Source organism: Streptomyces sp. NPDC051940 (genome assembly GCF_040680895.1).
Lineage (GTDB): Bacteria > Actinomycetota > Actinomycetes > Streptomycetales > Streptomycetaceae > Streptomyces.
Map to the genome: position 1 here is coordinate 192,190 of NZ_JBFAXR010000002.1, position 14,290 is coordinate 206,479.

The following is a 14,290-nucleotide window of genomic DNA, read 5'->3' on the forward strand; positions in this document are numbered from 1 at the left end:
TCTGTCCGTTCGTGCGCACGACTCGCACAGAACCGCCGTTCCAGAAGGAGAAGTTGTGCCCAGACCGAACCGGCGCAGAAAATTCGGGCGCGGCAGGCCCGCCGCGCTCATAACCGCGGCGGCAGCGCTCGCGTTCACCGGAACGCCCACGCTCGCCGCCAGTGCCCCGCTGACCACCGTCACCCCGACCGCCATCGCGCAGGGCGACGGGATGGACCTGGGCTCCACCTCGCGGCCGATCGCGCCGGGGGTGGAGCTCACGTCGTTCGAGCGGCTGGAGTCCGACAAGTGGCTGCGGGCGGACGCGCTGAGCGTCGACCTCGGCGGCTCCGCCCGGGTCGACTACCTCGCCGACAAGGTCTCCGAGCGCAAGACCGTCGCGGAGCTGGTGAAGACCCACGACGCGGGGGAGGGGCGGCGGACCGTCGCCGCCATCAACTCCGACTTCTTCGACATCAACGAGACCGGCGCCCCGCTCGGCCCCGGCGTCGACAACGGCCGGATCACCCACTCGCCGTCCGCCGGAGCCGAGGACGCCGTCGGGATCAGCGCCGACAGCGCTGGCCGGCTGCTGAAGCTCTACTTCGAGGGCACTCTCACCCTGCCCGACGGACCGCACCGGCTCGACGCGTTCAACGCCGCCAACGTCCCCGCCGGCGGTATCGGCGTCTACACCGCCCAGTGGGGCACAGCCGACCGCAGGCTGACCGTCGACGGGGCCGCCCGTACGACCGAGGTCGCCGTCCGGGACGGCAAGGTGGCCGCCACCTCGAGCACTCCCGGCACCGGGGCGATACCCGAGGACACCACCGTCCTCCTCGGCGACGACGCGGGGGCCGACACCCTCGCCGCGCTGCGGGTCGGGGACGCGGTCGACATGACGTACCGCCCCGTCACCGACGGCGGCGACGTCCCCCGTACCGCCGTCGGCGGGCGCGGTGTCCTCGTCCTCGACGGCGTGGCGCAGAACTGGGAGGGCAAGCCCAACAACGCCTCCGCCGCCCGTACCGCCGTCGGTTTCTCGCAGGACGGCCGCACCATGCACGTCCTGACCGTCGACGGCCGCTCCGGCGACACCGGCGGTGTCACGCTCACCGAGCTGGCGCTGATGATGAAGCAGCTCGGCGCGTACTCGGCCCTCAACCTCGACGGCGGCGGCTCCTCCACGCTGCTGGCCCGCGAGCCCGGCTCCGACACCCCGCAGCTGGAGAACACCCCCTCCGACGGCTTCGAGCGCGTCGTCCCCAACGGCCTGGCGATCACCGCCCCCGACGGCAGCGGCACGCTGAAGGGCTTCTGGGTGGAGACGGCCGCCGACCCGGCGAAGGCGCCGACCGCCGACCAGGTCCCCGGCGGTCACCCCGAGCGCGTCTTCCCCGGCCTGCACCGCAAGCTGACCGCGGCCGGGTACGACGAGACGTACGGACCGGCCGACGGCCGCCCCGCCTACTGGACCTCGGCCAACCCCGGCGCCGGACTCGTCGGCCCCGACGGGGTGTTCACCGCCCGCAGCGGCGGTACGACGAAGGTCACGGCGTACAGCGGAGCCGCCAGGGGCAGCACGACGCTGACCGTCGTCGGCAAGCTGGACCGCGTCCGGCCGACCAACGACCGCGTCGGCCTCAAGGACGGCCAGGACGAGGGCACCTTCGGCCTCACCGGCTACGACGCCGCCGGCAACAGCGCGCCCGTCGACCCGCAGGACGTCCGGCTCGACTACGACCACGGGCTGTTCACCATCGCCCCCGACCCGGCGGGCGGCGGCTTCACGGTCCGCGCGAAGACCACCGAGCCGTACGCCTCCGGCCTGGTCAAGGCGTCCGTGCAGGGCGAGGAGACCGTCCTCGCGGTGACGATCGGCCTGCACGAGCAGTCCCTGGCCACCTTCGACGACGCGGCGCAGTGGAAGTACACCACCGCCCGCGCCTCCGGCTCCGTCGCCCCCGAGCCGGCGGGGCAGGACGGCACGGGCCTGAAGATGACGTACGACTTCACCCAGTCGACCGCCACCCGCGCCATCTACGCCCTCCCGCCGGCCGAGATCGCCGTGCCGGGGCAGCCGAAGAGCTTCGGGCTGTGGGTGAAGAGCGACGGCAAGGGCGCCTGGCCGTCGCTGCAGCTGCGCGACGCGGCGGGCGTCACCCAGGTGCTGCGCGCGCCGTACCTCACCGAACCCGGCTGGCAGCAGCTGACGTTCGAGGTGCCGCGGGGGATCGCGTACCCGCTGACGTTCGTGCGCTTCTACATCGCGGAGACGGTGCCCGCGCACCAGTACCGGAGTGAGATCGTCATCGACTCGCTCACCGCGCAGACGCCGCCCGACGTCGAACTGCCCGCGACCCCCGCGGTGGCCGATCCGGTCATCGGGACGGGCGCCGACGCGCAGGGGCGCGAGTGGCGGTACGCGGTGATGTCCGACTCGCAGTTCGTCTCGCGCGAACCCGACAGCGATATCGTCAGGGCCGCCCGGCGCACCCTGCGGGAGATCAAGGCGGCGCGGCCCGACTTCCTCGTCATCAACGGCGACTTCGTCGACGAGGGCTCGCCCGCGGACCTCGACCTCGCGCACCGGATCCTCGACGAGGAGCTGGGCGGCGAGCTGCCGTACTACTACGTGCCCGGCAACCACGAGGTGATGGGCGGGAAGATCGAGAACTTCATCGCCGAGTTCGGGGCTCCGCAGCTCACCTTCGACCACAGGGGCACGCGCTTCGTCACCCTCGACACCTCGCGGCTCACGCTACGCGGCGGCGGCTACGCCCAGATCCAGGAGCTGCGCCGGCAGCTCGACGCGGCGGCGGCCGACCCGTCCGTCAGCTCGGTGACCGTCATCGAGCACGTCCCGCCGCGCGACCCCACGCCCCAGAAGGGCAGCCAGCTCGGCGACCGGAAGGAGGCCGACCTGGTCGAGGACTGGCTGGGCGACTTCCGCCGTACGACGGGCAAGGGCGTGCTGTTCATCGGCTCGCACGTGGGCACCTTCCACGCGGAGCACGTGGAGGGCGTGCCGTACTTCATCAACGGCAACTCCGGGAAGAACCCCGCGACTCCGGCGGACGAGGGCGGCTTCAGCGGCTGGTCCCTGGTCGGCGTGGACACCGTGTCCCCGGGCGACCAGCTGGCGGCGCGGCTGCGGCCGTGGACGGCCGGCGCGGACTGGGTGACGGTGCAGACCCGGCCGCATGTCGACAGCCTGGCGCTCACCGTCCCCGGCGAGCTGAAGGCGGGCGCCACGGCCGCGGTGACGGCGACGGTGACCCAGTCGATCGGCTCGCAGACCCGCCAGGTCCCGGTGTCCTGGCCGGTGAGCGGCGACTGGACGGCCACGTCGAACCTCTGGGTCGGCCGCCCGTCGCAGGCCCCGCAGGCGGCGATCGCCGCGTACGACCCGGCGACGGGCACGCTCACGGCGCTGCGCCCGGGCACCGGCACGCTGACGGTGACCGTGAGCGGGGTCCCGATGGCGGCGACGGTGACGGTCACGCCGTAGGGCCCGTGTCACAGTCGCGTACCCGGCCGGGAGCAGCCCTTCCCGGCCGGGTACCGGCTCCCGCATGATCGGCGGTCATGAACCGCACCGCCGCCGCCGTCACCTCGCTCGCCGCGGGGCTGTTCACCGCCTGCCTCGCGGCCGCGCTGCTCGGCAGCACCTGGCAGTCCTGTCCGCTGGCCTTCGACGCGTCGCTCGGCGTCACGGTGCCCTTCTGGGGCGCCGCGGCGGGCGTCGTGACGGTCGCGGTGTGGGGGCTCGCCTTCGCCGTGCTCGGCGGGAAGAGCATGCCGGCCGCCGTCGTGGCGGCGCTCCTCGGCACGCTCGTGCTGCTCTTCGCCCTGCTGGCGTGGCTGTACCCGCCGCCCGGCGCCCCCGCCGGGGTCTGCGACGCGGAGAACACCGCGCCCTGGTGGCCGCAGTGGCTGCCGCTGTGATCAGACGCGGCCCGGTTCCCCCAGCTCCGCCGCCGTGGGCGGCTCCGCGCCCGCGCGGGTGCAGGTGAGGGCCGCGGCGCGGGCCGCGAACGTCAGGGCCTCCTGCCAGGCCGGCGTGTCCAGGGCCGCCACCGCCGGGCGGGAGAGGGCGCCGCGGCGCTCCAGCCAGTGCAGCAGGGCCGCGTTGACGGTGTCGCCCGCGCCGATCGTGTCGGCCACCGCCACCCGGGGCGAGCGGACCTTGACCCGCAGCGGGCCCTCGTGCGGGGCCCGGGTGCCGCCGCGGGCCAGCACCGACAGGCCGTCCGCGCCGTGCGTGAGCACCACCGCCGCGGGGCCCGCCGCCAGCCAGCCCTCCGCCGCCCGCATCACGTCCTGCCCGTCGGCCAGCCACTCGGCGTCCGCCTCGGACAGCTTCAGCAGGCGTACGTCCGGCAGCCACGCCCGGAAGCGGGCCCGGTACGCCGCCGGGTCGGGGATCAGCAGCGGCCGGATGTTCGGGTCGAGCAGGGTGAAGACCCCGTGGTGCGCCGCCCGCCGCAGCAGCGCCTCGTACGCGCTCGCCCCCGGCTCCAGCACCAGCGACACCGTGCCCAGGCACAGCGCGTTCGCCGCGTCCGGCATCACCGGCGGCTCCTCGAAGAGGCGGTCGGCGGTGCCCTGGACGTAGAAGGCGTACTCGGCGGAGCCGTCGCCGGTGACCGTCGCCAGGGCGAGGGTCGTGTGCTCCGGCCCCCGCTGCACCAGGTTCAGCTCGACGCCCGCCGCGCGCAGCCCGTCCAGCAGCGCCTCGCCGAAGGCGTCCGTGGAGACGCGCGAGCAGAACGCCGTCCGGGTGCCGAGGCGGGCCAGCGCGAGCGCCGTGTTGTACGGGCCGCCGCCGCGCAGCGGCACCAGGGGGGCCAGCGGGCCGCCGCCACCCGTGCCACCTGCGGGGACGAGGTCGATCAGGGCTTCACCACCGACAACGATCACCCCACCAGTATCGTCGCTCCCATGGAACAACCGACCTCCGCCCGCCCCGCCGCCCCCGCCGGCACCTCCCGCCGTACCGTCCTGTGCTGCGCGGCCGCCGCCCTCGCCACCGCCGGCGCGGCGAGCGCCTGCTCCACCGAGACCCGCGCCCACCAGGAGAACACCGGCCCCAAGGGCACCATCGACCTCGGCGACCCCGAGGCCGTCCCGGTCGGTGGCGCGAAGCTCTACCGCACCGAGCGGGTCATCGTCAGCCGCCCGGACAAGGACACGTACGAGGGACTGAGCGCGATCTGCACCCACCAGGCGTGCGTGATCGCCGAGGTCGAGGAGACCGAGGCGCACTGCACCTGCCACGGCAGCCGCTTCGACGCGACGAACGGCGACGTCCTGCACGGCCCCGCGACGGCCCCGCTCCCGCCGGTCCAGGTCGCGGTGAAGGACGGCAGGCTCACCGCCGTACGCACCTGACGGCCGCCGGGTCCCCGGTCCCGGCCGCCCGCCGGGACCCGGACGCCGGCCTGGTTGTCGGGGCTCCCCGCTAGGGTGGGGACCATGGCCGATCCCTCCACCTACCGTCCCAGGCCCGGGCAGATCCCGGACTCCCCGGGTGTGTACAAATTCCGGGACGAGCACGGCCGGGTGATCTACGTCGGCAAGGCCAAGAGCCTGCGCCAGCGCCTCTCGTCGTACTTCCAGGACCTCGCCGGACTGCACCAGCGCACGCGCACGATGGTCACCACGGCCGCCTCCGTCGAGTGGACGGTCGTCTCCACCGAGGTCGAGGCGCTGCAGCTCGAGTACTCCTGGATCAAGGAGTTCGACCCCCGCTTCAACGTCAAGTACCGCGACGACAAGAGCTATCCGTCCCTGGCGGTGACCCTGGGCGAGGAGTTCCCCCGCGTCCAGGTGATGCGCGGACCCAAGCGCCGGGGCGTGCGCTACTTCGGCCCGTACGCCCACGCCTGGGCGATCCGCGAGACCGTCGACCTGATGCTGCGCGCCTTCCCCGTACGCACCTGCTCCGCCGGTGTCTTCAAGCGCTCGGCGCAGATCGGCCGCCCCTGTCTGCTCGGCTACATCGGCAAGTGCTCCGCCCCCTGCGTCGGCCGCATCAGCCCCGAGGACCACCGGGAACTGGCCGAGGAGTTCTGCGACTTCATGGCCGGCCGCACCAGCCAGTACCTCAAGCGGCTGGAGCGGCAGATGCAGGAGGCCGCCGAGGAGATGGAGTACGAGCGGGCCGCCCGGCTGCGCGACGACATCGAGGCCCTGAGGCGGGCCATGGAGAAGAACGCCGTCGTCCTCGCCGACGCCACCGACGCCGATCTGATCGCGCTCGCCGAGGACGAGCTGGAGGCCGCCGTCCAGATCTTCCACGTCCGCGGCGGCCGGGTCCGCGGCCAGCGCGGCTGGGTCACGGACAAGGTGGAGGACGTCACCACCCCCGCCCTGGTCGAGCACGCGCTGCAGCAGCTGTACGGCGAGGAGAGCGGCGACGGCGTGCCCAAGGAGGTGCTCGTCCCGGCGCTGCCGGAGGCCGAGGAGCCGATAAGGGCGTGGCTGGAGGAGCGCCGCGGCTCCCGCGTGGACCTGCGCGTCCCGCAGCGCGGCGACAAGAAGTCGCTGATGGAGACGGTCCAGCGGAACGCCCAGCAGGCGCTCGTGCTGCACAAGACCAAGCGCGCCTCCGATCTGACGACCCGCTCCCGGGCGCTGGAGGAGATCGCCGAGGCCCTCGACCTGGACTCGGCGCCGCTGCGGATCGAGTGCTACGACATCTCGCACCTCCAGGGCGACGACGTCGTCGGCTCCATGGTCGTCTTCGAGGACGGCCTCGCCCGCAAGGGCGAGTACCGGCGCTTCGAGATCAAGGGCTTCACCGGCCAGGACGACGTCCGCTCCATGCACGAGGTGCTCACCCGCCGCTTCAGGCGCTATCTGGCCGAGAAGACGCGGACGGGCGAGTGGCTCACCGAGGAGACGGGCGACGGCGAGGCCGCCGAGCCCGCGGACACCGCGCCCGGAGCCCCCCGGGACGACAACGGGCGCCCGAAGAAGTTCGCCTACCCCCCGCAGCTCGTCGTGGTCGACGGCGGGCAGCCGCAGGTCGCCGCCGCCGCGAAGGCGCTGAGCGAGCTCGGCGTCGACGACGTCGCGGTCTGCGGACTGGCCAAGCGCCTGGAGGAGGTCTGGCTGCCCGGCGAGGACGACCCGGTCGTCCTGCCCCGCTCCAGCGAGGGCCTGTACCTGCTGCAGCGGGTACGCGACGAGGCGCACCGCTTCGCCCTGGCCTACCAGCGCAAGAAGCGGGCGAAGACGCTGCGGGCGAGCCCCCTGGACGAGGTGCCGGGCCTGGGGGACACCCGGCGCAAGGCGCTGCTCAAGCACTTCGGATCACTCAAGCGGCTCCGGGCTGCGACCATTGACCAGATCTGCGAGGTCCCGGGCATCGGCCGCAAGACCGCCGAGACCGTCGCCGCGGCCCTGGCCGGGGCCGGTCCCGCCGCCCCGGCGGTGAACACCGCCACAGGCGAGATCATGGAAGAAGACGACTGAACAGCGGCACCACCCACACAGCACCACCACGACCGGGGGCTAACGGATGAACGAGCGCGACGGAGACGAGGCACCTGACGTGAACACCGGACCGACTGTCGAGGCCGGGGAGGCGGCCGAGGCCGCCATCCCCGAGCTGGTGATCATCTCCGGCATGTCCGGCGCGGGCCGCTCCACGGCGGCCAAGTGCCTGGAGGACCTCGGCTGGTTCGTCGTGGACAACCTGCCGCCGGCCCTCATCCCCACCATGGTCGACCTGGGCGCCCGCTCGCAGGGCAACGTCGCCCGGATCGCCGTGGTCGTCGACGTGCGCGGCCGGCGCTTCTTCGACAACCTCAAGGAGTCCCTGGCCGACCTCAAGGCCAAGCAGGTCACCCGCCGGATCGTCTTCCTGGAGGCGTCCGACGAGGCCCTGGTGCGCCGCTTCGAGTCCGTGCGCCGCCCGCACCCCCTGCAGGGCGACGGCCGGATCGTGGACGGCATCGCCGCCGAGCGGGATCTGCTGCGCGAGCTGCGCGGCGACGCCGACCTGGTGATCGACACCTCCTCGCTCAACGTCCACGAGCTGCGCGCGAAGCTCGACGCCCAGTTCGCCGGGGAGGACGAGCCGGAGCTGCGGGCCACGGTGATGTCCTTCGGCTACAAGTACGGACTGCCCGTCGACGCGGACCTGGTCGTCGACTGCCGGTTCCTGCCGAACCCGCACTGGGTGCCCGAACTGCGCCCGTACACCGGCCTGAACGACGAGGTCGCCACCTACGTCTTCAACCAGCCGGGCGCCAAGGAGTTCCTCGACCGGTACGCCGAGCTGCTGCGCCTCATCGCCTCCGGCTACCGGCGCGAGGGCAAGCGCTATGTGACCATCGCCGTCGGCTGCACCGGCGGCAAGCACCGCTCCGTCGCGATGTCGGAGCGCCTCGCCCGGAGGCTCGCCTCGGACGGGGTGGAGACGGTGATCGTGCACCGGGACATGGGGCGTGAGTGAGTGGCACCGAGTACCAACGGCCGGACCATCCGGCTGCGCCGCCGCGGCGGCATCCGGCGGCGGGGCGGCGCCCAGCCGAAGGTCGTCGCGCTGGGCGGCGGCATGGGTCTGTCCGCCTCGCTGGCGGCTCTGCGGCGGATCACGGGTGATCTGACCGCCGTGGTCACCGTCGCCGACGACGGCGGCTCCAGCGGACGCCTGCGCGACGAGCTGGGCGTCCTGCCGCCCGGCGATCTGCGCAAGGCCCTCGCGGCGCTGTGCGGGGACGACGACTGGGGCCAGACCTGGTCCCGGGTGATCCAGCACCGCTTCGCCTCCCAGGGCGATCTGCACGACCACGCCGTGGGCAATCTGCTGATCGTCGCGCTGTGGGAGCAGCTCGGCGACCACGTCCAGGCGCTGGACCTGGTGGGCCGGCTGCTCGGCGCGCACGGGCGGGTGCTGCCGATGTCCGCCGTGCCGCTGGAGCTCACCGCCGACGTACGGGGCCTGGACCCGGAGCGTCCCGAGGCGCTGCAGGTCGTACGGGGCCAGGCGAACGTGGCGCTGACGCCCGGCGAGGTCATGGGCGTCCACCTCGTCCCGCACGACCCGCCGGCGGTGCCGCAGGCCGTGACCGCGGTGCTGGAGGCCGACTGGGTGGTTCTCGGTCCCGGGTCCTGGTTCTCGTCCGTGATCCCGCATCTACTGGTCCCGGAGCTGCTCGAGGCCCTGACGGTCACCAAGGCCAGAAGGGTCCTGTCGCTGAACCTGGCACCGCAGCCGGGGGAAACGGAAGGATTTTCCCCGCAGCGTCATTTGGAGGTTTTGGCGCGACACGCCCCTAAACTCGCCTTTGACGTGGTGCTCGCGGACGAGGCCGCCGTGCCCGGCCGCAGCCAGCTGCTGGCGGCGGCCGAGCAGCTCGGCGCCTCCGTCGAGCTGGCGGCGGTGGCCGCACCCGGCAGCGCGGACCGGCACGACCCGGAACTGCTGGCAGCCGCGTACGACCGTATTTTCCGGATGCATGGAAGGATCGGCCCATGGCGATGACAGGAGCGGTGAAGGACGAGATCTCCCGCCTCCCCGTCACCCGGACCTGCTGCCGCAAGGCGGAGGTCTCCGCGACCCTGCGATTCGCGGGCGGGCTGCATCTGGTCAGCGGCCGGATCGTGATCGAGGCGGAGCTCGACACCGGGATCGCCGCACGGCGGCTCCGCAAGGACATCCTGGAGATCTTCGGGCACAACTCGGACCTCGTGGTCATGGCGCCCGGCGGGCTGCGGCGCGGTTCGCGGTACGTCGTACGGGTCGTCGCCGGCGGCGACCAGCTGGCCCGGCAGACCGGCCTGGTGGACGGCCGCGGCCGGCCCATCCGGGGCCTGCCCCCGCAGGTCGTCTCCGGCGCCACGTGCGACGCGGAGGCCGCGTGGCGGGGCGCGTTCCTGGCCCACGGCTCCCTCACGGAGCCCGGCCGCTCCTCGTCGCTGGAGGTCACCTGCCCCGGCCCCGAGGCGGCCCTGGCCCTGGTCGGCGCCGCCCGGCGGCTCGGCATCCCGGCGAAGGCGCGCGAGGTGCGCGGCGTCGACCGCGTGGTGGTCCGCGACGGCGACGCGATCGGCGCGCTCCTCACCCGGCTCGGCGCCCACGAGTCGGTGCTCGCGTGGGAGGAGCGCCGGATGCGGCGCGAGGTCCGCGCCACGGCGAACCGCCTCGCGAACTTCGACGACGCCAACCTGCGCCGCTCGGCCCGGGCCGCGGTCGCGGCGGGCGCGCGGGTGCAGCGGGCGCTGGAGATCCTCGGCGAGGACGTCCCCGAGCACCTGGCGGCCGCGGGGCGGCTGCGGATGGAGCACAAGCAGGCGTCGCTGGAGGAGCTGGGCGCGCTGGCGGACCCGCCGCTGACGAAGGACGCGGTCGCGGGCCGGATCCGCCGGCTGCTGGCGATGGCCGACAAGAAGGCGTCCGACCTGGGCATCCCGGGCACGGAGTCGAACCTCACGGAGGAGATGGTCGGCTGAGCGGCGGGCGGAGCGGGTCCGTCCGTTTCGCCCGGAATCCGGTCGTCCGGATTCGCCCGTTTCCGCTCGCGTGAGCGGACCCCCGCACAGGCGTCTGCTCATCTGAGCAAACGTTCACACAGAGTAGCCGTCGGCCCGGCTCGCCTACCCGCGAGTACGGGCCGACGGGGCGTTTTCAGCGGGTATCGGGGTGGGGTCCGGGCGCCCCGGGAGGCCCCGAAGCGGTAGGGTCGTAGGCGGTCGGGGACATCCCAAACACGCTCGCCGAGCGACGTCTCGGCGTACCCAGCGAGGAGATCGGTTCGTGACGATCCGCGTAGGAATCAACGGCTTCGGCCGCATCGGCCGCAACTACTTCCGGGCGCTCCTGGAGCAGGGTGCGGACATCGAGATCGTCGGTGTCAACGACCTGACCGACAACGCCACCCTGGTCCACCTGCTCAAGTACGACACGATCCTGGGCCGGCTGAAGCAGGAGGTCAGCCACACCGAGGACTCGATCACGGTGGGTGACCAGTCCTTCAAGACGTTCGCCGAGCGTGACCCCGCGAACCTGCCGTGGGGCGAGCTGGGCGCGGACATCGTGATCGAGTCCACCGGCATCTTCACGAAGAAGGCCGACGCCGAGAAGCACATCCGGGCCGGCGCGAAGAAGGTCCTCATCTCGGCTCCCGCCAAGGACGAGGACATCACGATCGTGATGGGCGTCAACGAGGACCAGTACGACCCGTCGCGGGACAACGTCATCTCCAACGCCTCCTGCACCACCAACTGCGTGGCCCCGATGGCCAAGGTGCTCGACGAGAACTTCGGCATCGTCAAGGGCATGATGACGACGGTCCACGCGTACACGAACGACCAGCGCATCCTGGACTTCCCGCACAAGGACCTGCGCCGGGCCCGCGCCGCCGCGGAGAACATCATCCCGACCTCGACCGGCGCCGCGAAGGCCACCGCCCTGGTCCTCCCGCAGCTCAAGGGCAAGCTGGACGGCATCGCCATGCGCGTCCCGGTCCCCACCGGCTCGGTCACCGACCTGGTCGTCGAGCTCACCCGCGAGGTCACCCGCGAAGAGGTCAACGCCGCCTTCCAGAAGGCCGCTTCGGGCCAGCTGCAAGGCATCCTCGAGTACACCGAGGACCCGATCGTCTCCTCGGACATCGTGAACTGGCCGGCCTCCTGCACCTTCGACTCCAGCCTCACCATGGCCCAGGGCTCGCAGGTCAAGATCGTCGGCTGGTACGACAACGAGTGGGGCTACTCCAACCGTCTCGTGGACCTCACCGTCTTCGTCGGCGAGCGGCTCTGATATCTGTCATGTGACGGGCCGGGCCCCGCAGCGGCTGTGCGACGCCGATGCGGGGCCCGCGCGTCGCACCCTCACTCGTACCGATTCAGGAGCTCCTGACATGAAGACGCTCGACGATCTCCTCGCCGAGGGCGTGGCCGGCAAACGGGTCTTCGTCCGTGCCGACCTCAACGTGCCGCTGGACGGCACCACCATCACCGACGACGGCCGGATCCGCGCCGTCGCGCCGACGATCGCCGCGCTGGCCGGGGCCGGCGCGCGCGTGGTCGTCGCCTCACACCTCGGGCGCCCCAAGGGCGCGCCCGACCCGCAGTTCTCCCTCGCGCCCGTGGCCGTCCGGCTCGGCGAGCTCCTCGGTAAGGACGTGGCCTTCGCCACCGACACCGTGGGCGAGAGCGCGAAGGCCACCGTCGCCGCGACCGGCGACGGCGAGGTCACGCTGCTGGAGAACCTGCGCTTCAACGCCGGCGAGACGAGCAAGGACGACGCCGAGCGCGGCGCCTTCGCCGACGAGCTGGCCCGGCTGGCGGACCTGTACGTCGGCGACGGCTTCGGTGCGGTGCACCGCAAGCACGCCTCCGTCTTCGATCTGCCGGCCCGGCTTCCGCACGCCGCGGGCCAGCTCATCGCGACCGAGGTGGGCGTCCTGAAGCAGCTCACCGAGGACGTGAAGCGCCCGTACGTGGTGGTCCTCGGCGGCGCGAAGGTCTCCGACAAGCTCGCGGTGATCGACAACCTGGTGCAGAAGGCCGACCGCATCCTGATCGGCGGCGGCATGATGTTCACCTTCCTCAAGGCCCAGGGCCACGAGGTCGGCAGCAGCCTGCTGCAGGAGGACCAGATCCCGGCCGTCCGGGAGTACCTGGCGAAGGCGAAGGAGCGGGGCGTGGAGTTCGTGCTCCCCGTCGACGTCGTCGCCGCGCCGGGCTTCCCGGACGTCAAGGCCCAGCAGCCGACCAACCCGGTCACCGTCCCGGTGGACGCCATCCCCGCGGACGTGATGGGCCTGGACATCGGCCCGGAGACCAACAAGCTCTTCGCCTCGAAGATCACCGACGCGGCCACCGTCTTCTGGAACGGCCCGATGGGCGTCTTCGAGCACCCCGACTACGCCGAGGGCACCCGCGCGGTCGCGCAGGCCCTCCTCGACAGCGAGGCCTTCACGGTCGTGGGCGGCGGGGACTCCGCCGCCGCGGTCCGGATCCTCGGCTTCGACGAGAACGCCTTCGGCCACATCTCGACCGGTGGTGGCGCCTCCCTCGAATACCTCGAGGGCAAGACGCTCCCCGGCCTCGCCGCACTGGAGGACTGACCCCCCATGACCCGCACCCCGCTGATGGCGGGCAACTGGAAGATGAACCTCAACCACCTCGAGGCCATCGCGCACGTCCAGAAGCTCGCCTTCGCCCTCGCCGACAAGGACTACGAGGCCGTCGAGGTCGCCGTCCTGCCGCCCTACACCGACCTCCGGTCGGTGCAGACGCTGGTCGACGGCGACAAGCTGAAGATCAGGTACGGCGCCCAGGACCTCTCGGCGCACGACTCCGGCGCGTACACCGGGGAGATCTCCGGTCCGATGCTGTCGAAGCTCAAGTGCACCTACGTCGTGATCGGGCACTCCGAGCGCCGGCAGTACCACGCCGAGACCGACGAGATCGTGAACGCCAAGGTGAAGGCCGCCTACCGGCACGGCCTGACCCCGATCCTGTGCGTCGGGGAGGGCCTGGACGTCCGCAAGGCCGGCGACCAGGTCGCGTACACCCTCGCGCAGCTCGACGGCGCGCTGAAGGACATCCCGGCCGATCAGGCCGCGACGATCGTCGTGGCGTACGAGCCGGTCTGGGCCATCGGCACCGGTGAGGTCGCGACCCCCGAGGACGCCCAGGAGGTCTGCGGGGCGATCCGCGGGCGGCTCGCCGAGCTGTACGACGAGGAGCTGGCCGCCGGGGTCCGCATCCAGTACGGGGGCTCGGTCAAGGGCTCCAACGTCGCCGCGATCATGGCGCAGCCCGATGTGGACGGTGCGCTGATCGGCGGGGCGTCGCTGGACGCGGACGAGTTCGTGAAGATCGTCAGGTTCCGGGACCAGTAGTGGTGCCCGGGCAGGACCGGCAGTAGGCCCCGGGGGCCTGTTCGTCGTACCCTGTCGGGGGCCGGTGCGGTGCCGGCGCCGATCAGTCGCTGATCGGTGCGATTCCGACCGGCCCCCTACAGTATTTCCAATTTGTCCGTTCTGAGAGAGTTGGTCCAGCCGTGGTCGTGGGGTTCTCCATCGCCCTCATCATCTTCAGCCTGCTGCTGATGATGCTGGTGCTCATGCACAAGGGGAAGGGCGGCGGCCTGTCCGACATGTTCGGTGGCGGCATGCAGTCGTCCGTCGGCGGCTCGTCCGTCGCCGAGCGCAACCTTGACCGCATCACCGTCGTTGTCGGTCTGATCTGGTTTGCGCTCATTGTCGTACTCGGTCTGCTGATGAAGTTCGACTAGGCGGGCTTCCGCAGTACCGGTTGGTACGTAGACTGGGGCGACTCTTAG

At 72.3% G+C, this 14,290-nt stretch carries 12 protein-coding genes; 11 read left to right on the plus strand and 1 reads right to left on the minus strand.

All coding sequences use genetic code 11. From position 1 onward, the window contains the following. Positions 1 to 211 precede the first annotated feature (211 nt). Positions 212 to 3,490 carry a phosphodiester glycosidase family protein gene (locus AB0M28_RS01945; protein WP_365396183.1) on the plus strand — a complete coding sequence of 1,093 codons (3,279 nt, stop codon included), beginning with the start codon at positions 212 to 214 and terminating at the stop codon, positions 3,488 to 3,490. 77 nt (positions 3,491 to 3,567) lie between these two features. Further along, positions 3,568 to 3,927 carry a hypothetical protein gene (locus AB0M28_RS01950; protein WP_365396109.1) on the plus strand — a complete coding sequence of 120 codons (360 nt, stop codon included), beginning with the start codon at positions 3,568 to 3,570 and terminating at the stop codon, positions 3,925 to 3,927. On the opposite strand, the gene AB0M28_RS01955 is transcribed toward AB0M28_RS01950, so the two are convergent. Continuing rightward, the gene (locus AB0M28_RS01955) at positions 3,928 to 4,902 is read right to left on the minus strand and encodes a carbohydrate kinase (protein WP_365396112.1); all 975 of its coding nucleotides are present in this window, start codon (positions 4,900 to 4,902) and stop codon (positions 3,928 to 3,930) included. 21 nt (positions 4,903 to 4,923) lie between these two features. Between AB0M28_RS01955 and AB0M28_RS01960 the strand changes: the two genes are divergently transcribed. From AB0M28_RS01960 to secG, 9 genes are all read left to right on the plus strand, one after another. Beyond that, positions 4,924 to 5,373: a Rieske (2Fe-2S) protein gene (locus tag AB0M28_RS01960; RefSeq protein ID WP_365396115.1), complete on the plus strand. Its 450-nt coding sequence runs from the start codon at positions 4,924 to 4,926 to the stop codon at positions 5,371 to 5,373. Between the two features lie 84 nt (positions 5,374 to 5,457). Further along, the gene (gene uvrC, locus AB0M28_RS01965; protein WP_365396117.1) at positions 5,458 to 7,461 is read left to right on the plus strand and encodes an excinuclease ABC subunit UvrC; all 2,004 of its coding nucleotides are present in this window, start codon (positions 5,458 to 5,460) and stop codon (positions 7,459 to 7,461) included. A gap of 46 nt (positions 7,462 to 7,507) precedes the next feature. After that, positions 7,508 to 8,446, plus strand: coding sequence for an RNase adapter RapZ (rapZ, locus tag AB0M28_RS01970; protein WP_365396120.1), 939 nt, complete (start codon positions 7,508 to 7,510; stop codon positions 8,444 to 8,446). After that, the gene (gene yvcK / locus AB0M28_RS01975) at positions 8,447 to 9,478 is read left to right on the plus strand and encodes a uridine diphosphate-N-acetylglucosamine-binding protein YvcK (RefSeq protein WP_365396123.1); all 1,032 of its coding nucleotides are present in this window, start codon (positions 8,447 to 8,449) and stop codon (positions 9,476 to 9,478) included. Continuing rightward, on the plus strand, positions 9,469 to 10,446 hold the full coding sequence (gene whiA / locus AB0M28_RS01980) for a DNA-binding protein WhiA (protein WP_365396126.1): 978 nt from the start codon (positions 9,469 to 9,471) through the stop codon (positions 10,444 to 10,446). Before yvcK ends, whiA begins: the two co-directional genes overlap by 10 nt. A 304-nt stretch (positions 10,447 to 10,750) precedes the next feature. Continuing rightward, positions 10,751 to 11,755 carry a type I glyceraldehyde-3-phosphate dehydrogenase gene (gene gap / locus AB0M28_RS01985; RefSeq protein ID WP_365396129.1) on the plus strand — a complete coding sequence of 335 codons (1,005 nt, stop codon included), beginning with the start codon at positions 10,751 to 10,753 and terminating at the stop codon, positions 11,753 to 11,755. Positions 11,756 to 11,855: 100 nt separating this feature from the next. Then, entirely contained in the window at positions 11,856 to 13,067 is a 1,212-nt protein-coding gene (locus AB0M28_RS01990) for a phosphoglycerate kinase (protein ID WP_365396132.1), read from the plus strand. 6 nt (positions 13,068 to 13,073) lie between these two features. Further along, complete coding sequence (tpiA, locus tag AB0M28_RS01995) at positions 13,074 to 13,847, plus strand: triose-phosphate isomerase (protein WP_365396135.1); 774 nt, start codon at positions 13,074 to 13,076, stop codon at positions 13,845 to 13,847. A 161-nt stretch (positions 13,848 to 14,008) separates the two neighbouring features. Further along, a complete protein-coding gene (gene secG / locus AB0M28_RS02000) occupies positions 14,009 to 14,242 on the plus strand; it encodes a preprotein translocase subunit SecG (RefSeq protein ID WP_365396138.1) in 234 nt (77 codons plus the stop codon). The last annotated feature ends 48 nt before the right edge of the window (positions 14,243 to 14,290 follow it).